Origin of the sequence: Microbacterium sp. Ag1 (genome assembly GCF_001005635.1) — a bacterium.
Lineage (GTDB): Bacteria > Actinomycetota > Actinomycetes > Actinomycetales > Microbacteriaceae > Microbacterium > Microbacterium oxydans.
Genome location: NZ_LBCR01000022.1, coordinates 54,047 through 73,859 on the forward strand (window position 1 = coordinate 54,047; position 19,813 = coordinate 73,859).

A 19,813-nucleotide genomic window follows, 5' to 3' on the forward strand; every position below is an offset into this window, starting at 1 on the left:
GCCGTGGAGGAGTCAGGCGGAGTGGAAGACGGTGTGGAGGTCGCCGACCGTTTCGCGGCCGCCGAGGCCGTCGATCTCGAACAGCACGGAGATGCCGATCACGTGGCTGCCGAGGCGCTCGACCAGTTCGCGACCGGCGGCGAGAGTTCCTCCGGTCGCGAGCACATCGTCGATCAGCAGCACCCGCGAGCCGGCGGGCAGGTCGTCGTGCATCTCGATCGTGGCGGTGCCGTACTCGAGCGCATAGTCGACGGACGCCGCGGGCCTGGGCAGCTTGCCGGCCTTGCGGATCGGGATCAGGCCGACGCCTGCGGCGATGGCGGCGGCGCTGGCGAGGATGAAGCCGCGCGCCTCGATGCCCGCGATCACGTCGAACTGTCCGGCGAAGGGCTCGATGATCGCCTCCGTCGTCACGCGGAGGGCCTCGGCATCGGCGAGAAGAGGCGTGATGTCGCGGAAGATGATGCCCGGCTGAGGGTAGTCCGGCACGTTGCGGATCAGGGCTTCGGCACGGACGAGGGCGGGGGAGAGGGTGGCGTCGGGCACTGCCCAAGGGTACCGCCGGTGCGCGACTCCTCAGAAACACCGGCCCCGCTCCCCGCGAGGGGCCCGAGGCGGTGCCAGGAGCGAATTCTTGAGGAGCTGTGCACGGCCCCGGGCGCGCACCGGCGCGGCTTGACACGCGTGGGAGCGCTCCCATAGAGTGACTGCTCAACGCGTGGGAGCGCTCCCACGCGTCCCGAAGCACCACACCGCACGACCACCACAAAGGAGTGAACTGTGAACACACGTGCCCGCCACCGGATCCTCGCGATCGCCGCCGTGGCCTCCGCATCCGCCCTCGCCCTCGCCGGCTGCTCCGGCGACAACGGCGGCAGCGGTGACGCGAACGGCGACGAAGAGGTCACACTGACCGTGACCACGTTCGGAACCTTCGGCTACGAAGACCTCTACAAGGAGTACGAGAAGGCGCACCCGAATGTGAAGATCGAGGCGACGAACATCGACACCGGCGGCAACGCCCGCACCGATGCCTTCACCAAGATCGCTGCCGGCTCCGGTCTCAGCGACGTCGTCGCGATCGAAGAGGGCTGGCTCGGCGCGATCATGGACGTCTCGGACACCTTCGTCGACCTGCGTGACTACGGCATCGAAGACCGCAAGGACGATTGGGTCGACTGGAAGTACGGCCAGGCCACCGACGCCGAGGGCCGCGTGATCGGCTACGGCACCGACATCGGCCCGAGCGGCATCTGCTACAACGGCGCCGCATTCGAGGCCGCCGGCCTCCCGAGCGACCGCGAGTCGGTGGCCGAGCTGCTGAACGGCGACTGGGCGAACTACTTCAAGGTCGGAGCCGACTACACCGCGAAGACCGGCAAGGCCTGGTACGACCACTCCGGCTTCGTCTGGAACGCCATGGTGAACCAGCTCGACGAGGGCTACTACACGAGCGACGGCAAGCTGAACGTCGAGGACAACGCCGAGCTCAAAGAGCGCTTCGACCAGCTCGGGGCCGCGACCGAGGGCGGCCAGTCGGCCGCGCAGACGGCCTGGGACTGGAACGGCGGCAAGTCGTTCGTCGACGGCACCTTCGCCACCTTCGTCTGCCCGGGCTGGATGCTCGGTGTGGTGCAGGGTCAGGTCGAGGCCGGCGGCGGTGACGCATCGACCGGATGGGACTTCGCCGACGTGTTCCCCGGAGGTGCGGCCAACTGGGGCGGCGCGTTCCTGTCGATCCCGGAGTCGTCGCAGCACAAGGAGGCGGCGGCCGAGCTGGCCGACTGGCTGACCCAGCCCGAGCAGCAGGTGAAGCAGTCGGCTGCTGCGGGTAACTTCCCCTCGACGATCAAGGCGCAGGAGACTCTCGCGGCCGACGCGACGCCGAACGCGTTCTTCAACGATGCTCCCACCGGCGCGATCCTCGCCGAGCGTGCCAAGGGAGTCGTCGCGCAGTTCAAGGGCGCCGACGACTCGGTCATCCAGGAGAACGTCTTCGGGCCGGCGCTCAGCAGCCTCGACCGCGGTGACACCGACACCCAGGGCGCCTGGGACCAGGCCATCGGCCTGCTGAACGACCTCGTCGGCTGATCATCTCCGCTCCGACAGGCTCAGCGCCCCCGCAGATCGGGGGGCTGAGCCTGTCGGAGCCCCGGCAAAGGACCCTCATGACTCTCACCGCACCGCCGGCGCAGCAGCAGCTCACCGCATCCGCGACCTCGGATGCTCCGCCGAAACGCTCCTGGCGCCACCGCCTCTCCCGGTTCGACCAGAACGCCTCGCCGTACTTCTACATCTCGCCGTTCTTCCTGCTGTTCGGGCTGGTCGGCCTGTTCCCGCTGCTCTACACGGTCTGGGTGGCCGTGCACGAGTGGGACCTGCTCAAGGGCGAGGGGGAGTTCGTCGGCGCCGGCAACTTCGCCAAGATCCTCGGCGATGCCATGTTCTGGAACTCGATCGGCAACACCCTGAGCATCTTCCTGCTCTCCGCGATCCCCCAGCTCGCGATCGCGCTGGTGATCGCCTACCTCCTCGACCGCGGGCTGCGCGCCCCGACGTTCTGGCGCATGAGCGTGCTCATCCCGTTCGTGGTCACCCCTGTCGCGGTCGCCATCATCTTCTCGAGCATCTTCAACGAGGCCGACGGCCTGGCGAACAACCTGCTCAACCTCATCGGCATCGCAGACCAGGAGTGGAAGCACAACACCGCCCTGTCGCACATCGCGATCGCCGTGATGGTGAACTTCCGCTGGACGGGCTACAACGCCCTCATCCTGCTCGCCGCGATGCAGGCCGTGCCGCGCGACCTGTACGAGTCCGCCGCCCTCGACGGGGCCGGTGCCGCTCGCCGCTTCTTCTCCATCACGATTCCCACGATCCGTCCCACCCTGATATTCGTGATCATCACCGCGACGATCGGCGGCTTGCAGATCTTCGCAGAGCCGCGTCTGTTCGACGTGTCGACGGCCGGGGGCATCGGCGGCAGCGACCGCCAGTTCCAGACGACGGTGCTGTTCCTGTGGGAGCTGGCGTTCTTCCGGCGCAACCTGGGTGAAGCGTCGGCGGTCGCGATCCTGCTGTTCCTGCTGATCGTGCTCATCGGTGTGATCAACTTCCTCATCTCCCGACGCATCTCCACCGGGGATGCACCGAAGGGCCGCGCCGCCCGCCGCAGCGCGCGCACCGCCGGCGCGGCTGCGAGCGCAGCCGCAGCCGCAGCCGGCACGACGATCGCCATAACGACCGAGGAGAACGCGCGATGACCGCCACGCAGGCGCTGAGCGTCCCCGAGAAGATCCGCCGGCGCCGTGCCGCCACCGGAGGCACGGCCGGCATCGGCAGCCGCCCCGGCTTCCTCACCTATGGCCTCCTCGCTGCCTTCATCATCGGCAGCGTGTATCCGCTGTGGTGGTCGGTCGTGGTCGCGAGCGGCACCAACGCGACGCGCGGGGAGACGCTGCCCCTCATCCCCGGCGGCAACTTCTTCACCAACGCCGCCAAGGTGTTCGACGCGATCCCGTTCTGGCTGGCGCTGGGCAATTCGTTCCTCATCTCGGGCATCATCACCGTCTCGGTGGTCACGTTCTCGACGCTCGCCGGATACGCGTTCGCCAAACTGCGCTTCAAGGGGCGCGACGGACTCATGGTCTTCGTGATCGCGACGATGGCCATCCCGACGCAGCTGGGCATCATCCCGCTGTTCATGCTGATGCGCGAGCTGGGCTGGACCGGCTCGATCGGCGCCGTCATCGTGCCGACTCTCGTCACGGCATTCGGTGTCTTCTTCATGCGCCAGTACCTGGTGGACGTGATCCCCGACGAGCTGATCGAGGCTGCGCGCATGGACGGCGCGAACCAGTTCCGCACGTTCCTGACCGTCGGGCTCCCCGCGGCCCGGCCCGCCATGGCGATCCTCGGCCTCTTCACCTTCATGACGGCGTGGACCGACTACCTGTGGCCGCTGATCGTGCTCTCCCCCCAGAACCCGACCCTGCAGACGGCGCTCAGCCAGCTGCAGTCGGGGTATTACATCGACTACTCGATCGTGCTCGCCGGAGCGGTGCTCGCGACCCTTCCGCTGCTCGTGCTCTTCGTGGTCGCGGGTCGGCAGCTGGTCAGTGGCATCATGGCTGGCGCGGTGAAAGGATGACCCCTATGACCCGCTCCTTCCCCGAGAACTTCCTCTTCGGCGCAGCCACGGCCGCGTACCAGATCGAAGGGGCGGCGTTCGAGGACGGGCGCACCGCATCGATCTGGGATGCGTTCTCGCGTGAGCCGGGCGCCGTGATCGGAGCGGAGAACGGCGACGTCGCGTGCGATCACTACCATCGGTACCCGCAGGATGTCGCGCTCATGAAGCGGCTCGGCCTGCAGACCTACCGGTTCTCCACCTCGTGGTCCCGGGTGCGTCCTGACGGCGGAGCGGTGAACGCCACGGGCGTCGACTTCTACGAGCGCCTGGTCGACGAACTGCTCGCCGCCGACATCCTGCCCTGGCTGACGCTGTACCACTGGGACATGCCGCAGGCGCTGCAGGAGGTCGGGGGATGGACGAACCGCGACACCGTCGACCGCTTCCTGGAGTACGCGGGGACCATGCACGATGCGCTCGGCGACCGGGTGAACGTCTGGACCACGCTGAACGAGCCGTGGTGCTCATCGTTCCTCTCCTACACGGCGGGTGAGCACGCGCCGGGGCACACCAGCATCGCGGAGGGGCTGCTCGCCGCGCACCACCTGCTGCTCGCACACGGCAAGACGGTGCAGGAGCTGCGGGGGCGCGATGCCTCGCTCAATCTCGGCATCACGCTCAACCACACGGTCGCCGATCCTGCCGACCCGCAGAACCCGGCCGACGTCGACGCCGCCCGCCGCGTGGACGGACAGTTCAACCGCTGGTTCCTCGACCCGATCTACCGCGGCAGCTATCCGGCCGACATCGTCGAGGACATCCGTGCGGTGGACGTTGAAGCCGTCGCGACGTTCGAAGCGGCCGTGCACGACGGCGACCTCGATACGATCGCGCAGCCCATCGACACCCAGGGCGTGAACTACTACCACGGCGACTTCGTCTCGGGCACGGCACCGACCGAGGAACCCGTCTCGGCCGAGCCCGACACCGAGCGCGTGCGCCGCAGCCCGTATCCGTCGAGTGAGGGCATCCACGCGGTCGAGCGAGGTCTGCCCCGCACAGCGCAGAACTGGGAGGTGCAGCCCGAGGGGCTCACCCGTGTGCTGCAGCGGGTCTGGACGGAGTACGCCGAGCCCGCGGGAACGGTGCTCTACATGACCGAGAACGGCGCGGCCTACGACGACGTCGTGGTGGTCGAAGACGGCGAGCCACGCGTGCACGATGCCGACCGGGCCGAGTTCCTCCGGCTGCACCTGGGGGCCGTGCTCGACGCGGCCGAGGCGGGTGTCGACGTGCGCGGCTACTTCTACTGGTCGCTTTTCGACAACTTCGAGTGGGCCTGGGGCTACGACAAGCGCTTCGGCATCGTGCGCGTCGACTATGACACGCAGGAGCGCACCCTCAAGGACTCCGCCCACGAGTACACCCGCATCATCGCCGCTCGCGCGCTCTGAGCACCGTTCTGGCTTTCGAATCGCGTGAATGGTTCGATCCGCGGTCGAGATGCGACCATTTGCGCGATTCGAAGCGAGATGGCCGCGTGACCGGTGAGAATAGGGCGATGGAAGAGGACGTGCGTTGATGTCGCCCCGAGCGACCATCGAAGAGGTGGCGTCGGCTGCCGGTGTCTCCCGGTCCACTGTGTCGCGGGTCGTGAACGGGTCGACGGCCGTGAGTCCCGAGGCCCTCGCCGCCGTGCGCGCAGCCATCGACGAGCTCAACTACGTGCCCAACCGTGCGGCACGCTCACTCGCGTCGCGTCAGACGCACGCCATCGCGCTGATCGTTCCGGAGGACACCACGCGGTTCTTCGGGGACCCGTTCTTCGCTGCGATCGTCGCGGGCATCACCGGGGCGCTGGGCGGCTCGGACTACCTGCTCAACCTGCTGATCGCGAGCGATGACCCCGGCGACAAGATGACCAGCTTCGTGCGCAACGGCGGAGTCGACGGCGCGCTCATCGTGTCGCACCACACGAGCGATGCGTTCGTCGATCGGATAGCGGATGCGGTGCCCGTCGTGTTCGGCGGACGCCCTGTGCGTCGAAACGAAGGCGACTACGTCGTCGACGTCGACAACGTCGCGGGGGCGAGGAATGCCACCCAGCGATTGATCGACATCGGTCGCACGCGCATCGCCACGATCTCGGGTCCGCTCACGATGGTCGCCTCCGAGGATCGCGTACAGGGCTTCCGGGCCGCTCTCACCGGTGCGGGGCTCACCCCGTACGCGGAGGAAGAGGGCGACTACAGCGAGAGCAGCGGGGCAGAGGCCGCGAGGCGCTTGCTCGACGGGGGCCGACCTGATGCGATCTTCGTCGCGAGCGACCTGATGGCCCGCGGTGCGCTGACAGCCCTGCGCGCGGCCGGACTGCGGGTGCCGGAGGACATCGCGCTGGTCGGCTTCGACGACTCTTCGGTCGCCGTCACGACGGACCCGCCGCTCACCACGATGCGCCAGCCGATGTACGCGCAGGGTGAGGCCATGGCGCGGGTGCTGCTGTCACGTCTCGCGGGCGAGAATCCGCCGACCACGACGATCCTTCCGACCGAGCTGGTCGTCCGCGGCTCCGCCTGAGCGCCGCGCGGCCGTCAATGAGGGGAAGGACACGGCTGCGGCCCTGGCGCCCCCTCCGGGCCAGGCCCACAGCCGTGCGTCTGAGGGCTCAGTCGACGAGCGAACTGAGCAGATCACCGCCGAACAGGGAGAAGGCGGTGATGCCGGCCGAGAGCAGCAGCACCGCGGCGGTGCCGGCCACGGCGAAGACGGAGATCCCGCGACCTCCCAGCCGCTGACCGCGGAGGCCGATCGAGACGCCGGCCCTGGCGGCGAGGCCCCCGGCGTCGTCGTCGCGATACAGCTCGGTGCGTGCGGTGAAGCGCCGGTGGAAATCCTCGGCCAGGGTGACGGCGGCCGCCATGGTCTCGGCCCGATCGAACCGTGTGCGCGACGGCAGGTAGACGTACAGGCGATCGGAGACGAGCTCGATCTCGGCACCGGAACCGAGGTCGAGCACCCGGGCCATCAGGTCGGGGGTGAAGATGTACAGGGCGTCCTGCTGATACCCCTCGGGAACGATGAGACGGAACGTCTTCGCGAAATCCCCCTCCAACTCCATGCGGGCTGCTCCGCGTCCGAGCCCGAGCGTGGGGACGATGCTGTGCTTCCGGTTCGCCAGCACGATGTGTGGGACGGATGCGGGCAGCGGCAGCTCGATGAAGGCGAACGGGCGCTGGATCGTCGCGCGCTCCTGCCCACGCGAGACCGAATGGTGCATGCCCAGCTCGAACGGCATCCGCGCGTCATCGCAGGCGATGACCGCTCGTTCGCGACCGTGCACGACTCTGGTGAAAGCCGAGCCGGGGCGGCGGGTGCGCTCGAGCAGGTCGGCGTACGCCCAGCCGTTCTGCCACGCGAATGCGGCGATCTTCACCCGACGACTCAGGCCCACCGCCCACCAGAGGAAGCCGACGGCGGCGAGCACCGTGTACCCGATGACGAAGATCCCGAGGATCGGCGCGACCGTGAGGATGTCGCCGCGCCCGAGGAACCACAGCCCTGTCAGCATCGCGGCGGCGAACAGCAGCACGGCCACCAGGATCACGAGGAATCGGCGGTGCGGCGGGATCCCGCAGATGCGCTCGTAGGTCAGGATATCGCGGAGGCCGGCGCTTCGTCGCAGCGGTTCCAGGTCGACGGCTACAGGCTCCATGACAGCGTCGCCCACGGCCCGTTGCGCTTCTCCGTCGCAGCGGCCTTGAAGTCGGACCAGCCGTCTCCGAACTTCTCGAACGACTTCTCGTCGACGTTGCCGTCCGACCAGTGCATGACTCGACCCACGATGTAGCTCAGCCCGAAGTCGGCCCAGGACTCGAAGGCCGGGCGGCCGTCGACGTTGATGCGGTGGATGATCGCCCGCGCTTCGGCGACATCGGCGTGCCCGAGCGCGACGCCCCATGTGGCCATCGCCACGGCCTGGCCGATCCCGTAGCCGTCGAGGGTCTTCACGAACAGGTCGGGCGTGACGATGTCCTTGCCGACGCGCTTGCGCACCTGTGCCTCCGCGTACTCGATCGAGGTGACGAAGGTGCGGGCGTCGCGCTTGTCGCCGCCCTCCTGCACGATCGCGGCGAGCCATTCCTTCGCCTTCGGGGCGCGGCCCAGACGCTGAGCGAGTTCGGTGCGCACGGCGAGGTAGAGCACCCACACCTCGCGGCGTCGACGCACGGTGCTGAGGCGCTCGATGTTGGCCAGCCACTCCTCGCGCGTGTGCACACCCCACTGGTCGACGAGCACCTTCTTGTCGCGGTCGCCGAGGAGCGAGGCCGTCGGATCGTTCCAGTGCCCGGAGGGGAGGTTGACGATCTGCAGGAAGCCGAGCGCGATCTCGTCGGCCTCCGCGCCGGTGGTGGAATACTCCGGCGACGCCTTGACCTTCGCGTCGGGGAGGATCCAGGTCACGAGGAAGAACAGCACGATGACGCCGACGATCGCCCAGGCCCACCACTGACCGACGAGCCACTCGAAGATCGAGGTGATGCTGTTGAAGTCGACGCTCGCGAAAGAGTGCATTGAGGCTCCTGGGAGGGGGTGAATCCGCGCCTGCTCATAGATTGAACAAACATTCAGTGAGTAATCTATACGGCGGGGGGCGATTCGGAAAGACAGGCCGGCGGGACTCAGGAGGTGGATGCCGATGGCACGCTCCGACGAGCAGAACAGGGTGGCCAGGGAGCGCGCCAGGGAGAACATCCTGCAGGCGGCGATCGAGGCGTTCAGCGAGCGAGGCGTCGCGGGGGCGAGCATCGCCGAGATCACGAAGCGGGCCGGCGTCGCGCAGGGCCTCGTGAACTATCACTTCGGCGGCAAGGAGCAGCTCGTCGCCGCCGTGATCGACCGGTGGTTCGAGACCGTGCTCGGGTTCGCCCGTGTCGAAGGCACGCCAGATGAGATGCTCGCCGCGGTGATCGACGGCGCCCTCACCGCGACGGCGTATGCCATACCCCTGCAGCGGGCCGTGCTCGCGATGCAGCAGCAGCCGGCCACGCATCGGCTCTTCGCGGAGTCGGAGGCGCGGCACGAGGCGGGCGCCACTGCGGCGGAGGACGCGGTCCGCGACCTGTTCCGCGCGCGCGGGGCTGAGGACCCGGCGCTGGAAGAGGTCATGCTGCGCAGCACCATCGAGGGCGTCTTCGTGAAGTCCGCCGTCTTCGGCGAGACCTATCCGCTCGAAGAGGCGCGACGGTGGATGTTCCGTCGATACGGACTGCCGGAGCCCACCGCTCCCATCGCGCCCCCGGCTCCGCTCCGCGACGGCGAACCGCGGCCGCGGGCGACAGCGGCTCTGCGTCCGGATGAAGCTGTGCCGAACCCGCGCCTCTGATGCCGCGGCAGCCAGCGGGGCCCGGTCGAGAACGACCGGGCCCCGCTGTCTCCGGCGGTGCGGAGCGTGTCAGTTGCCGTAGAGGGAGACGACGCCGGCGGTGTCGACGCTCGTCATGGACAGGTCGTCAGAGGAGCCGTTGCACTGCGGGTAGTGCATGATCGACGAGGAGTCGTACGGCGTCAGCGGACGCCAGTTGTTGTCCTCGAAGCAGGTGCCGGCCTCCGGGCGGGTGTGCTCGTGGCGGAAGCCGAGAACGTGGCCGAGCTCATGTCCGAGGACGTTCGTCGGGGTCCAGGACGACCCGGGGGTCCAGATCGAGTCGTCGATGAGCACGTTCTGCAGACGCGGTGCCGTGCTCGGGAAGAACGCCCTGGCGATGTACTGCGTCGTCTGCACCGGCTCGACCGAGAACAGGACGGCGTTGTTACGCGTCGTGCAGTTGGCGTCGGCGCTGCTGTCGTAGATGAAGTCCACCTTCGACGACGCGGCCTCCCAGAGCGCGGCGCCGCTCTCCATCGCGTTGACCACGTCGGCGTGACGAGCACCGAAAGCGGTGCTGACGCAGTAGGTGAGGTTGCCCACCTGGGTGTTCGACCACTTGTCGTCGATGTTGTTGACCGTGTTCACGATCAGGCCGTTGGTCACGGGGTCGGCGCCGAGGAGCTGCTCGTAGAACGATCGCAGCTCGCCCTGGTTGGAGATCACCTCGTCTCCGTTGACGACGTAGGCGCCGTCGACGTCTCGGTAGGTCGACGCCTCGAACTCCTGGAAGGTGGGGATGTCGTCGGCGTCGGGCGTGGAGTTGGCGGCAGCGGGGATGACCGTGCCGAGGCAGAGCGCAGCAGCCGCGGTAGCGGCGAACGCCAGTTTTCTCGTGAGTCGCAAAGTAGTGGTCCTTTTCGATCTGAACGATTCCGCGCACCCCCTCGGTACGCGGCCTCCGGGTGGACAGGGGAGCAGCTCTGCGTCCCGATCCGCCGAAGTCCGCTCACGGTAAGCACCGCTTTCACGGGATGGCAAGACATTTCCCGGCACGTTCACAGATTTATGCACTCAGGTCAGAAATACCGAACACTGTTCTGGTCGAAGGTGCTGCCAGGAGCCGCGAGAGGTCAGGGGTCAGGCATGACCCATGCGGGCGAAGGCGCCGAGCACGCTCCGTTCGGATGCCGTGAGGTATCGCTCCAGCTCTTCCGCGGCCGCCTCGGGACCCCTCTCGAGGAGGGTTGTGAGCACCGCACGGTTCCGACGGACGAATGGCTCATGCAGGGACCGCGGCTCGTCGATCTCGAGGAAGACGAGCCGCAGTTCGGCGGCGACGTCGCGGTAGGTGCGGGCCAGGCGCGCGCTGTCGGCGAGGGCCACGATCGCATCATGGAAGGCCATGTTGGCGCTGCCGATGCGCCGCCAGTCCTCGTGCGGCAGCTGCTCCTCGGCCTCGGCGAGGGCGTCGTGCATGAGCTGTACGGCGGGGTGCTCCGGCTCCGACTGGCGCAGGGCCGTGCATTCGATCACGCGGCGGGCGCGGTAGATGTCGATCACGTCGGCGATGGTGGGGGAGGCCACCGAGACGCCACGGTGCGGGATGTGCTCGACGAGGCCCTGCTCCGCGAGGACGCGGAACGCTTCGCGAAGGGTGTTGCGCGAGACGTCGAACTGCTCGGCGAGGGCAGACTCCGAAAGGCGGGACCCCGGCGCGAAGTCGCCGTCGATGATGCGCTGACGGAGCACGTCGGCGAGCGGACCCTGCTGGTTCATGCCTTCATCGTAGGCGTCGGTTCACGGGGGTCGTCGCCGATCGGGTGCCGGAAATCACACGACGGCAACCGTTCTGTAGCGCGGCCGTAACATGATTGTTGAACAATCGGGTTCTATCCGTTCTACACTGGGGGTCACCCGACACCCACCAACGACGATGGGAATCCCCCTCCATGTCTGAGCAGACCACTGCCTCCCTCTCGCCGGAAGACGAAGCCCGCCTCTCCTCCGCGAAGAAGCGCGCCGGGCGCAGCGCCGTCATCGGCGCGATCTTCCTCATGGCCACCAGTGCCATCGGTCCCGGCTTCATCACGCAGACCGCCACGTTCACGGCGACGATGGGCGCGGCGTTCGCGTTCGCGATCCTCGTCTCGATCCTCGTCGACATCGCGGTGCAGCTGAACATCTGGCGCATGATCACCTCTTCCGGAAAGCGCGCGGGTGAACTCGCCAACAGCGCCATCCCGTTCTCCGGGCATCTGATCGCGGTGCTCGTCGTGATCGGCGGGTTGGCCTTCAACATCGGGAACATCGCCGGTGGAGGTCTCGGCCTGAACGCGCTGCTCGGGATCGACGCGAAGCTCGGCGGGATCATCACCGCAGTCCTCGCGATCATCATCTTCCTCGTGAAGAAGGCCGGCCCCGTGATGGACGTCGTGCTCGTGGTGCTCGGCATCGGCATGATCGTCATGACCGTGGTCGTGGCCGTGATCGCGCAGCCGCCGATCGGCGAGGCGCTGCGTCAGACCTTCGTGCCCGATGAGCTCAACTTCGCCACCATCACCACGATCGTCGGCGGAACCGTCGGCGGATACATCACCTACTCCGGCGCCCACCGCTACCTCGACTCGGGTCACACGGGTCCGGAGCACGCCGGCCCCGTGATGCGCGCGGCGACCAACGGCATCCTCGTGACGGGCATCATGCGCTACGTGCTGTTCCTCGCGATCCTCGGCGTCGTGGCCTCCGGCGTCACCCTCGACCTCTCTGGTCAGGGTGCGAACCCGGCCGGTCAGGCGTTCGGCGCGGTGCTCGGCGACGCAGGCCTGCGCATCTTCGGTGCGATCTTCTGGGCCGCGGCGATCAGCTCGGTCATCGGCGCCGCGTACACCTCTGCGACCTTCCTCTCCACGTTCACGAAGAAGCTCAAGGGCGGATGGCCGCTGCAGCTCGCGACCGTCGCGTTCATCGTCGTGTCTCTGGCGGTGTACCTGTCGATCGGCACGGCCCCGGCGGCGATCCTCGTCTTCGTCGGCGGCTTCAACGGCCTGATCCTGCCGATCGGACTCACGGTGTTCATGTACATCGGCTGGTTCCGGCGCGATCTGCTCGGCTCGAAGAAGTACCCGATGTGGCTGCTCGTCGCCGGTACGCTCGTGACGCTGCTCACCTGGTACATGGGGATCGTGTCGATCGGTCCCATCTTCGCCTTCCTCGGAATCGGAGCGTGATCGCATGACGTCGATCGACCTGAACTCGGACCTCGGCGAGAACGTCGCCGACCGGATCGTCAGCGACGACGAGAGCATGCTGCGGCTGGTCACGAGCGCGAACGTGTCGTGCGGCTTCCACGCCGGGAGCCCGGAGGGCATCCGAGAGACGCTCGCGGCCGCGGTGCAGGGCGGCGTCGTGATCGGTGCGCACCCCGGCTACCGTGACTACGAGAACTTCGGACGGACGAAGGTCGACATCGACTCGGCCGCGCTGCAGGCGCACGTCGAGTACCAGCTCGGTGCGCTCATGGGTCTGGCCTCGGCGGTCGGCGGCAGGGTGTCGTACGTCAAGCCTCACGGCGCGCTGTACAACACGATCGCGCGTGACGAACGGCAGGCGAAGGATGTCGTCGCGGCCATCAGGGCGATCGACCCGAAGCTCGTGCTGCTGGGGCTCTCCGGTGGTGTCGTGCTCGGCGTCGCCCAGCGTGCAGGACTCGAGGTCGCGGCCGAGGCCTTCGCCGATCGCGCCTATCAGCCGGACGGCCAGCTCGTCTCCCGCGCCGAGGAGGGGGCCGTGCTGCACGACCCCGCCGAAGTCGCCGAGCGCATGGTGCGCCTCGCCGCCGACGGCGTGATCCGCGCGATCGACGGCACCGATGTACCCGTGGTCGCGCAGTCGATCTGCGTGCACGGCGACAGTCCCGGCTCGGTGGCCATGGCGGCGGAGACCAGACGGATGCTGCAGGATGCGGGCATCACGATCGCCCCGTTCGCGGGAGCCTGACGTGTCCGTCCTCGCCTCCGCCGCTCAGCTCGCCGATGCTCGCAGAGCTCGGGCCGCCATCCGTGCCGGGCATGCCGAGCCGACCAGTGGCGTCGCGGTCGGGCTGACGCAGGCGAACCTGATCGCGGTGCCGGCCGACTGGGCTTTCGAGACGCTGCTGTTCGCCCAGCGCAACCCGAAGCCGTGCCCCGTGCTGGAGGTCATCGAGCAGGGTCAGGTGGAGTCTCGGCTCGCGCCCGGCAGCGACATCCGCACCGACATCGGCCGGTATCGCGTCTGGCGCGACGGCGAGCTGGCGGAGGAGGTCGGCGACGCGAGAGCGGCCTGGGCCGAGCACCCTGATCTGGTCGCCTTCCTCATCGGATGCAGCTTCACCTTCGAATCCGGGCTCGTGCAGGCCGGCATCCCGATCCGGCATCAGGAGCTCGGACGCAACGTGCCGATGTACCGCACCGATGCGGCGTGCGCTCCCGCGGGACGACTGCGCGGCGAGATGGTCGTGTCGATGCGCCCCATCCCCGCGTCCCGGGTGGCGGACGCGGTGCAGATCTCCGGGCGGACTCCCGCTGTGCACGGTGCTCCCGTCCACATCGGCGACCCGGCCTCGCTCGGCATCGACGACCTGGCGCATCCGGACTTCGGTGACGCCCCCGAGGTGCGCGACGGCGAGGTCCCGGTGTTCTGGGCGTGCGGTGTCACTCCGCAGGCGGCGATCATGGCCTCGAAGCCGCCGTTCGCCATCACGCACGCTCCGGGCTACATGTTCATCACCGATGTCCCCGATGCGGAGTATCTCGTCTGATGCGCATCCTCACCGCATCCGATCACGCCCTGCTCGTCGAGGCGGCCGACCTCGACGAGGCGATGCGCCTGAACCTCGCCTGGGACGGACTGCCCGGAGTCCTCGAGCGCATCCCCGGCGCCAGGACCGTCCTGGTGCGTTTCGACCCCGTCCGCATCTCCGCGGATGATCTGAGCACCGTGCTGGAGGCGACGGAGGTCGATGCGGCGCACCTCCCGGCGACCGGCGATGCCGTCATCCCCGTGCGGTACGACGGTGAAGACCTCGACGAGGCGGCGTCGCTGCTGGGCGTGTCGGCGGAAGAGCTCGTCAACAGGCATCTCGCTGCCGATTGGCGGGTCGCGTTCTCCGGGTTCGCCCCCGGCTTCGGATACGTGGTGAGCAGCGATCCGCTGTTCGACGTGCCGCGCCGATCGTCGCCGCGTACGCGCGTGCCCGCCGGCTCGGTCGCGCTCGCCGGACAGTTCACCGGGGTGTACCCCCGCGAGAGCCCGGGCGGATGGCAGCTGATCGGTCGCACGGATGCCGTGATGTGGGACATCGACCGCACGCCGCCTGCGCTGCTGGCGCCCGGCGCGACCGTGCGCTTCGAGCCCGTGCGGGAAACCGCTCGGCTGGCAGAAGGTCATCCAGGCCGAAACGGAGATGACCCGGCGCGGCCTGGGCGCGTCGCGGCGCAACACGCGGCGTCGGCTGCGGACGGTCTGGGTTTCGGCACTGATGCCGCGGTCGAGGTGGTCCGCCCGTCGCTGCAGCTGCTGGTGCAGGATGCCGGTCGCCCCGGCTATGCGGCGCTCGGGGTCTCGGCATCGGGGGTGGCCGACCGTCGGGCGATGCGCGATGCCAACCGGGCTGTGGGCAACGCGACCGATGCCGCGGTGCTTGAGAGCGTCGGGGGAACGGTCCTGCGGTTCCGGGGTGCCGGTGTCGCGGCGGTCACCGGTGCTCTCGGTGCGCTCACCCTGCAGGACGCCGAGGGGCGCGAGCGCTCTGTCGCACACGGTGAACCCTTCGCCACGGTCGACGGCGATCACCTCACTCTCGGGCACCCCGAACGCGGACTGCGCTACGTCGTCGCCGTCCGTGGGGGCCTGGACGCGGCGCCGGCGCTGGGAAGTCGCGCGGCGGACACGCTCGCCGGTCTCGGCCCGGAAAGGCTCGGAGCCGGTGCCGTCATCCGGGTCGGCGATGCCGGCGTGCATCCCGTCGAGCCCGATGCCCTTCCGCGCGATCTGCCGGCCCCCGGCGAACTCATCGAGCTCGAGATCACGCTCGGTCCGCGCGACGACTGGTTCACGCCGTCGGCACTCGCCACCCTCACCGACCAGGAGTGGACGGTCACGCCACGGTCCGATCGCGTCGGCATCCGCCTGCACGGTGAGGTGCCTCTGGAACGTGCGCGCGTGGGCGAACTCGCCAGCGAGGGTGCCGTCACCGGTGCGATCCAGGTGCCGCCCGACGGACAGCCGGTCCTGTTCCTCCCCGACCATCCGCTCACCGGGGGATACCCCATCATCGGTGCGCTCACGGATCGCAGCCTCGACCTCGCGGGTCAGCTGGCTCCGGGAGTGCGTCTTCGTCTCACCGTCAAGGAGCCCTCATGACCACGGCGTCACCCACGCAGAAGGTGCTGATCGCGAATCGCGGAGAGATCGCGGTTCGTGTGATCCGTGCCTGCGCTGAAGCCGGATACACCTCGGTCGCGGTCTATGCGGATCAGGATGTCGATGCCCTGCACGTGCGCCTGGCCGACGAGGCCGTGGGGCTGGGCGGCTCCACGGCGGCCGAGACGTACCTGTCCGTCGACGCGCTGCTCGCGGCCGCGCGGCAGTCAGGGGCGACTGCCGTGCACCCCGGATACGGATTCCGGTCGGAGAGCGCGGGCTTCGCCCGTGCCGTGGAGGATGCGGGGCTGGTCTGGATCGGACCGACCCCCGAGAGCATCGACGCGCTCGGCGACAAGATGACGGCCCGCCGCATCGCCCAGCAGGTCGGCGCACCGCTCGCCGCCGGCACCGACGAGCCTCTGGCAGGGCCCGCGGAGGCGGTGGCGTTCGCCGAGGAACATGGCCTCCCGATCGCGATCAAGGCCGCGTTCGGCGGCGGCGGACGCGGGCTCAAGGTGGTGCGTGAGCTTTCCGAGGTCGCGGAGGCCTTCGACGCGGCCACTCGCGAGGCGGTCGCGGCTTTCGGCCGAGGAGAGTGCTTCGTGGAGCGCTTCCTCGAGAGCCCGCGCCACATCGAGGTGCAGGTGCTCGGCGACGGACTCGGCGGTGTCGTGGTGGTCGGCGACCGCGACTGCTCGATGCAGCGCCGCAATCAGAAGCTGATCGAGGAGGCGCCTGCTCCCGGGCTCTCCGTCGAGCAGCGCGCGCGGTTCCACGACGCGGCACGGTCGATCTGCGCTGAGGTGAACTACCGCGGGGCCGGCACCGTGGAGTTCCTGCTCGCGGCCGACGGCACCATCTCGTTCCTCGAGGTGAACACCCGGCTCCAAGTGGAGCATCCGGTCACCGAAGAGGTCACCGGAACCGACCTCGTGTGCGAGCAGTTCCGCATCGCCTTCGGGGAGGGACCGTCGTTCGTCGAGACGCCCACACCCGTCGGGCATGCCTTCGAGTTCCGCATCAACGCCGAAGACCCCGGGCGCGGATTCCTGCCGAGCCCCGGTCGTGTCGAGAGGCTGCGGATCCCCGGCGGCCCTGGCGTGCGCTGGGACAGCGGCATCGAGGAGGGCGACGTCGTGCAATCGGCCTTCGACTCGATGATCGCCAAGCTGATCGTGCATGCCGACTCCCGCGATGCCGCCATCGTGCGCGCGCGGCGGGCGCTGCGGGAGCTCACGGTCGATGGACCGGCCACCGTCATCCCGTTCGACGTGATGGCGCTCGACGAGCAGGCGTTCGCCACGGCGACCTTCGCGGTGCACACCCAGTGGATCGAGAAGGCGCTGCTGCCGAAGCTCGAGACTCAGTCGCGACCTGCAGCGGTGCCGGACGACGTGCTGCAGCGCTTCCCGGTCGAGATCGACGGTCGACGTGTGATGCTCGGGATCCCCGCCGGATTGTTGTCGGGCCTCGGTCGTCCCGTCGACCCTGCGGCCGCAGCACCCACGACCGATCCGAGTGAGCTGCGCTCGCCGGTTCCCGGCACTCTCGTGCGGTGGCTCGTCGACGACGGCGCCGAGGTCACGGAGGGCGAACCCGTCGCGGTGCTCGACGCCATGAAGATGGAGACCACGGTGACCGCGCATCGGACCGGGACCCTTTCCTACCGAGCTGAGGTCGCGGAGATGGTGTCGGCGGATCAGGTTCTCGGGGCCATCGGCTGAGCGCTCCACGGCGAACGCAGAGATCCCGGATGCCTCAGGAGAGGCATCCGGGATCGTCGTCTGTGGGGCTGGCTTACTCGGGATCGCCGCCGAGCGGACCGACCGCCTCCAAGGGCTTGGGGTCGTCGGCGCCTGTCTTGCGCAGGCGGGCGATGAGGTTGCCCAGGTGGTAGATCAGGATCGCAGCGACGGTGGCGATGACGATGCCGCCCAACTCGAAGCCGGATGCCTCGTCCTTGATCATGAAGCCTCCGACGGCCATGATCAGCGCGACAGCTGCCGTGTACTGGTTGACCGGGCGCGAGAAGTCGACCCGGTTGTCGACCCAGATCTTGATGCCGATGACGCCGATCAGGCCGTAGAGCGCCGTGGTCACGCCGCCGAGCACTCCCGCGGGCACCGAGTTGATGACCTCGCCGAACTTGGGGGAGAGGCTGAGGAGGATCGCGGCCGCGCCGGCCACCCAGTACGCGGCGGTCGAGTAGACGCGGGTGGATGCCATCACGCCGATGTTCTCGCCGTAGGTCGTCGTGCCCGAACCGCCGAAGAATCCCGCGAGCGTGGTGGAGACGCCGTCTGCGATCAGGGCCTTGCCGGTCTGCTGGTTCACGGTCGTGTCACCCGTCATGGTCGCGACGCCGCGCACGTGTCCGACGTTCTCGGCGATCAGGACCAGGACCACGGGAAGGAACATCGCGAGCGCAGTGAGAGTGCCGGGCTCGGTGAAGTTCGGGAAGTGGAAGGTGGGAAGTCCCACCCAGTCGGCCTTCTCGACGGCCGAGAAGTCGAGTTCTCCCCGGAACGCCGCGAAGATGTACCCCGCGATGACGCCGAGGAAGATCGAGATGCGGCCGAGGAAGCCGCGGAAGACGACGGCGAAGAGGATGGTGATGGCGAGCGTGAAAGTCGCCGTCACGGGCGCTGCCGCGTAGTTGTTGTGCGCGGCACCGGCGAGGTTGAACCCGATGAGGGCGACGATCGTGCCGGCGAGGACCGGCGGCAGGAAGCGGTCGACCCACTTCACCCCGACCGTGTGCACCACGACCCCGATGATCGCCAGCAGTATGCCGACCGCGACGATCCCGGCCAGGGCCGTGCCCATGTTCGCGGAGGCGGTGGCGGCGGTCACGGGCGCGATGAAGGCGAACGACGAACCGAGGTAGCTGGGCAGCTTGTTGCGTGTGACCAGCAGGAACAGGATCGTTCCCACACCGCTGAAGAGAAGCGTGGTGGCGACCGGGAACCCGGTGATGATCGGCACCAGGAACGTGGCCCCGAACATCGCCACGACATGCTGGAGTCCGATCGCGATCGTCGCGGGCCAGTTCAGGCGCTCGTCGGGACGGACGACGGCGCCGGGCTCGACCGTGCGGCCGTTTCCGTGCAGCTTCCACAGGGCCATGCGGGCTCCTCAGGTTCGGGGGATGGCAGGAGTGCCGGAGCAACACTACCGATTCCTGAGTTTTCACTGAACGTCTTCTACCATGGTAGACGGCGAGGTAGAATGGTAGACATGAGTCTGAACATCAAGAACGAGACGACGCATGAGCTGGTGCGCCGGCTCGCGGCGCTCACCGGGCAGAGTCAGACCAGTGCGGTGGAAGATGCCGTTCGGCGGCGCCTCGCCGAGTTGGAGGAGCAACGCTCGGGCGAAGAAGAGGAGCGCCGTCGCCGTATCCGTGCGGTGATCCGCCGGGCGCAGCAGATTCCCTCCACCGGACGCACGACCGAGGAGATCATGGACGAGCTCTACGACGAGACGGGTATGCCGCGTTGATCGTCGATTCCTCGGCCCTCGTGGCTGTCTTGATGGCTGAGCCCGAAGCTGCCGAGATGAGCGAACTGTTGGAGGAGGGCCCCTTCTCACTGTCCGCGGCCACGCTCACGGAGTGCATGATCGTGCTCCGCGGCAAGGGAGGCGAGGCGAAGGTGCTCGCGCTGGACGAGCTTCTGGAAGCGACGGGTGCGACCGTCGTTCCGCTCGACGAGGCCCAGGCGCGTCTGGCGGCCAGGGCGTACGTCAGATTCGGACGCGGTTCCGGGAGCGCGGCTCGGCTGAACTACGGCGACTGCTTCTCTTATGCGCTCGCGATCAGTCGCGACGAGCCTCTGCTCTTCAAGGGTGACGACTTCATCCACACAGACGTGCGCCGGGTGGAGCTGAGCTGAGTCGTCAGGCCTGAA

At 68.4% G+C, this 19,813-nt stretch carries 19 protein-coding genes; 13 read left to right on the forward strand and 6 right to left on the reverse strand.

Features of this window, described 5'->3' with window-relative positions; genetic code table 11:
• Positions 1–12 precede the first annotated feature (12 nt).
• Entirely contained in the window at positions 13–546 is a 534-nt protein-coding gene (locus AAY78_RS02655; protein WP_046746817.1) for an adenine phosphoribosyltransferase, read from the reverse strand.
• A 234-nt stretch (positions 547–780) separates the two neighbouring features.
• Between AAY78_RS02655 and AAY78_RS02660 the strand changes: the two genes are divergently transcribed.
• The 5 genes from AAY78_RS02660 to AAY78_RS02680 all read left to right on the forward strand — a co-directional run bounded on the left by AAY78_RS02660 (position 781) and on the right by AAY78_RS02680 (position 6,709).
• A complete protein-coding gene (locus AAY78_RS02660; protein WP_046746818.1) occupies positions 781–2,091 on the forward strand; it encodes an ABC transporter substrate-binding protein in 1,311 nt (436 codons plus the stop codon).
• A 77-nt stretch (positions 2,092–2,168) separates the two neighbouring features.
• A complete protein-coding gene (locus AAY78_RS02665) occupies positions 2,169–3,263 on the forward strand; it encodes a carbohydrate ABC transporter permease (RefSeq protein WP_046746819.1) in 1,095 nt (364 codons plus the stop codon).
• Positions 3,260–4,150 carry a carbohydrate ABC transporter permease gene (locus AAY78_RS02670; protein ID WP_046746820.1) on the forward strand — a complete coding sequence of 297 codons (891 nt, stop codon included), beginning with the start codon at positions 3,260–3,262 and terminating at the stop codon, positions 4,148–4,150. The genes AAY78_RS02665 and AAY78_RS02670 overlap by 4 nt, the downstream gene beginning before the upstream one ends.
• 5 nt (positions 4,151–4,155) lie before the next feature.
• Entirely contained in the window at positions 4,156–5,586 is a 1,431-nt protein-coding gene (locus AAY78_RS02675; RefSeq protein WP_197077664.1) for a GH1 family beta-glucosidase, read from the forward strand.
• 127 nt (positions 5,587–5,713) lie between these two features.
• Positions 5,714–6,709, forward strand: a complete 996-nt coding sequence (locus AAY78_RS02680) for a LacI family DNA-binding transcriptional regulator (RefSeq protein ID WP_046746822.1) — start codon at positions 5,714–5,716, stop codon at positions 6,707–6,709.
• A gap of 88 nt (positions 6,710–6,797) precedes the next feature.
• Here AAY78_RS02680 and AAY78_RS02685 read toward each other — a convergent pair whose 3' ends face one another.
• Complete coding sequence (locus AAY78_RS02685; protein ID WP_156172601.1) at positions 6,798–7,859, reverse strand: hypothetical protein; 1,062 nt, start codon at positions 7,857–7,859, stop codon at positions 6,798–6,800.
• Positions 7,832–8,704 (reverse strand): DUF1266 domain-containing protein, encoded by an 873-nt coding sequence (locus tag AAY78_RS02690; RefSeq protein ID WP_046746824.1) that lies wholly within the window; start codon positions 8,702–8,704, stop codon positions 7,832–7,834. The genes AAY78_RS02685 and AAY78_RS02690 overlap by 28 nt, the downstream gene beginning before the upstream one ends.
• Before the next feature lie 124 nt (positions 8,705–8,828).
• Here AAY78_RS02690 and AAY78_RS02695 point away from each other — a divergent pair, with 124 nt between their 5' ends.
• The gene (locus AAY78_RS02695; RefSeq protein ID WP_046746825.1) at positions 8,829–9,515 is read left to right on the forward strand and encodes a TetR/AcrR family transcriptional regulator; all 687 of its coding nucleotides are present in this window, start codon (positions 8,829–8,831) and stop codon (positions 9,513–9,515) included.
• Positions 9,516–9,584: 69 nt separating this feature from the next.
• On the opposite strand, the gene AAY78_RS02700 is transcribed toward AAY78_RS02695, so the two are convergent.
• On the reverse strand, positions 9,585–10,403 hold the full coding sequence (locus AAY78_RS02700; RefSeq protein WP_046746826.1) for a matrixin family metalloprotease: 819 nt from the start codon (positions 10,401–10,403) through the stop codon (positions 9,585–9,587).
• A gap of 234 nt (positions 10,404–10,637) precedes the next feature.
• Positions 10,638–11,276 carry a GntR family transcriptional regulator gene (locus AAY78_RS02705; protein WP_046746827.1) on the reverse strand — a complete coding sequence of 213 codons (639 nt, stop codon included), beginning with the start codon at positions 11,274–11,276 and terminating at the stop codon, positions 10,638–10,640.
• Positions 11,277–11,449: 173 nt separating this feature from the next.
• Between AAY78_RS02705 and AAY78_RS02710 the strand changes: the two genes are divergently transcribed.
• From AAY78_RS02710 to AAY78_RS02730, 5 genes are read left to right on the forward strand one after another with little or no spacing between them, the layout of a single operon-like run.
• The gene (locus AAY78_RS02710; RefSeq protein WP_046746828.1) at positions 11,450–12,727 is read left to right on the forward strand and encodes an NRAMP family divalent metal transporter; all 1,278 of its coding nucleotides are present in this window, start codon (positions 11,450–11,452) and stop codon (positions 12,725–12,727) included.
• 4 nt (positions 12,728–12,731) lie between these two features.
• Positions 12,732–13,496: a LamB/YcsF family protein gene (locus AAY78_RS02715; RefSeq protein WP_046746829.1), complete on the forward strand. Its 765-nt coding sequence runs from the start codon at positions 12,732–12,734 to the stop codon at positions 13,494–13,496.
• Position 13,497: 1 nt separating this feature from the next.
• The gene (locus AAY78_RS02720; RefSeq protein ID WP_046746830.1) at positions 13,498–14,298 is read left to right on the forward strand and encodes a putative hydro-lyase; all 801 of its coding nucleotides are present in this window, start codon (positions 13,498–13,500) and stop codon (positions 14,296–14,298) included.
• Positions 14,298–15,902 (forward strand): urea amidolyase family protein, encoded by a 1,605-nt coding sequence (locus tag AAY78_RS02725; RefSeq protein WP_046746831.1) that lies wholly within the window; start codon positions 14,298–14,300, stop codon positions 15,900–15,902. The genes AAY78_RS02720 and AAY78_RS02725 overlap by 1 nt, the downstream gene beginning before the upstream one ends.
• Positions 15,899–17,629 carry an acetyl/propionyl/methylcrotonyl-CoA carboxylase subunit alpha gene (locus tag AAY78_RS02730; RefSeq protein WP_046746832.1) on the forward strand — a complete coding sequence of 577 codons (1,731 nt, stop codon included), beginning with the start codon at positions 15,899–15,901 and terminating at the stop codon, positions 17,627–17,629. The genes AAY78_RS02725 and AAY78_RS02730 overlap by 4 nt, the downstream gene beginning before the upstream one ends.
• A 73-nt stretch (positions 17,630–17,702) precedes the next feature.
• Here AAY78_RS02730 and AAY78_RS02735 read toward each other — a convergent pair whose 3' ends face one another.
• A complete protein-coding gene (locus AAY78_RS02735) occupies positions 17,703–19,031 on the reverse strand; it encodes a uracil-xanthine permease family protein (RefSeq protein WP_046746833.1) in 1,329 nt (442 codons plus the stop codon).
• Between the two features lie 111 nt (positions 19,032–19,142).
• On the opposite strand from AAY78_RS02735, the gene AAY78_RS19865 reads away from it, so the two are divergent.
• Both AAY78_RS19865 and AAY78_RS02745 read left to right on the forward strand, forming a co-directional pair.
• Positions 19,143–19,406, forward strand: coding sequence for a type II toxin-antitoxin system VapB family antitoxin (locus AAY78_RS19865; protein WP_045262550.1), 264 nt, complete (start codon positions 19,143–19,145; stop codon positions 19,404–19,406).
• Positions 19,403–19,798: a type II toxin-antitoxin system VapC family toxin gene (locus tag AAY78_RS02745; RefSeq protein WP_046746834.1), complete on the forward strand. Its 396-nt coding sequence runs from the start codon at positions 19,403–19,405 to the stop codon at positions 19,796–19,798. Before AAY78_RS19865 ends, AAY78_RS02745 begins: the two co-directional genes overlap by 4 nt.
• Positions 19,799–19,813 lie beyond the last annotated feature (15 nt).

Excerpts from the sequence above, each read along its gene's own strand:
- AAY78_RS02730 (WP_046746832.1), top strand. The coding sequence starts at position 15,899 with ATGACCACGGCGTCACCCACGCAGAAGGTGCTGATCGCGAATCGCGGA.
- AAY78_RS02665 (WP_046746819.1), top strand. The coding sequence starts at position 2,169 with ATGACTCTCACCGCACCGCCGGCGCAGCAGCAGCTCACCGCATCCGCG.
- AAY78_RS02695 (WP_046746825.1), top strand. The coding sequence starts at position 8,829 with ATGGCACGCTCCGACGAGCAGAACAGGGTGGCCAGGGAGCGCGCCAGG.
- AAY78_RS02690 (WP_046746824.1), bottom strand. The coding sequence starts at position 8,704 with ATGCACTCTTTCGCGAGCGTCGACTTCAACAGCATCACCTCGATCTTC.
- AAY78_RS02670 (WP_046746820.1), top strand. The coding sequence starts at position 3,260 with ATGACCGCCACGCAGGCGCTGAGCGTCCCCGAGAAGATCCGCCGGCGC.
- AAY78_RS19865 (WP_045262550.1), top strand. The coding sequence starts at position 19,143 with ATGAGTCTGAACATCAAGAACGAGACGACGCATGAGCTGGTGCGCCGG.
- AAY78_RS02675 (WP_197077664.1), top strand. The coding sequence starts at position 4,156 with ATGACCCGCTCCTTCCCCGAGAACTTCCTCTTCGGCGCAGCCACGGCC.
- AAY78_RS02705 (WP_046746827.1), bottom strand. The coding sequence starts at position 11,276 with ATGAACCAGCAGGGTCCGCTCGCCGACGTGCTCCGTCAGCGCATCATC.
- AAY78_RS02715 (WP_046746829.1), top strand. The coding sequence starts at position 12,732 with ATGACGTCGATCGACCTGAACTCGGACCTCGGCGAGAACGTCGCCGAC.
- AAY78_RS02725 (WP_046746831.1), top strand. The coding sequence starts at position 14,298 with ATGCGCATCCTCACCGCATCCGATCACGCCCTGCTCGTCGAGGCGGCC.
- AAY78_RS02680 (WP_046746822.1), top strand. The coding sequence starts at position 5,714 with ATGTCGCCCCGAGCGACCATCGAAGAGGTGGCGTCGGCTGCCGGTGTC.
- AAY78_RS02710 (WP_046746828.1), top strand. The coding sequence starts at position 11,450 with ATGTCTGAGCAGACCACTGCCTCCCTCTCGCCGGAAGACGAAGCCCGC.
- AAY78_RS02735 (WP_046746833.1), bottom strand. The coding sequence starts at position 19,031 with ATGGCCCTGTGGAAGCTGCACGGAAACGGCCGCACGGTCGAGCCCGGC.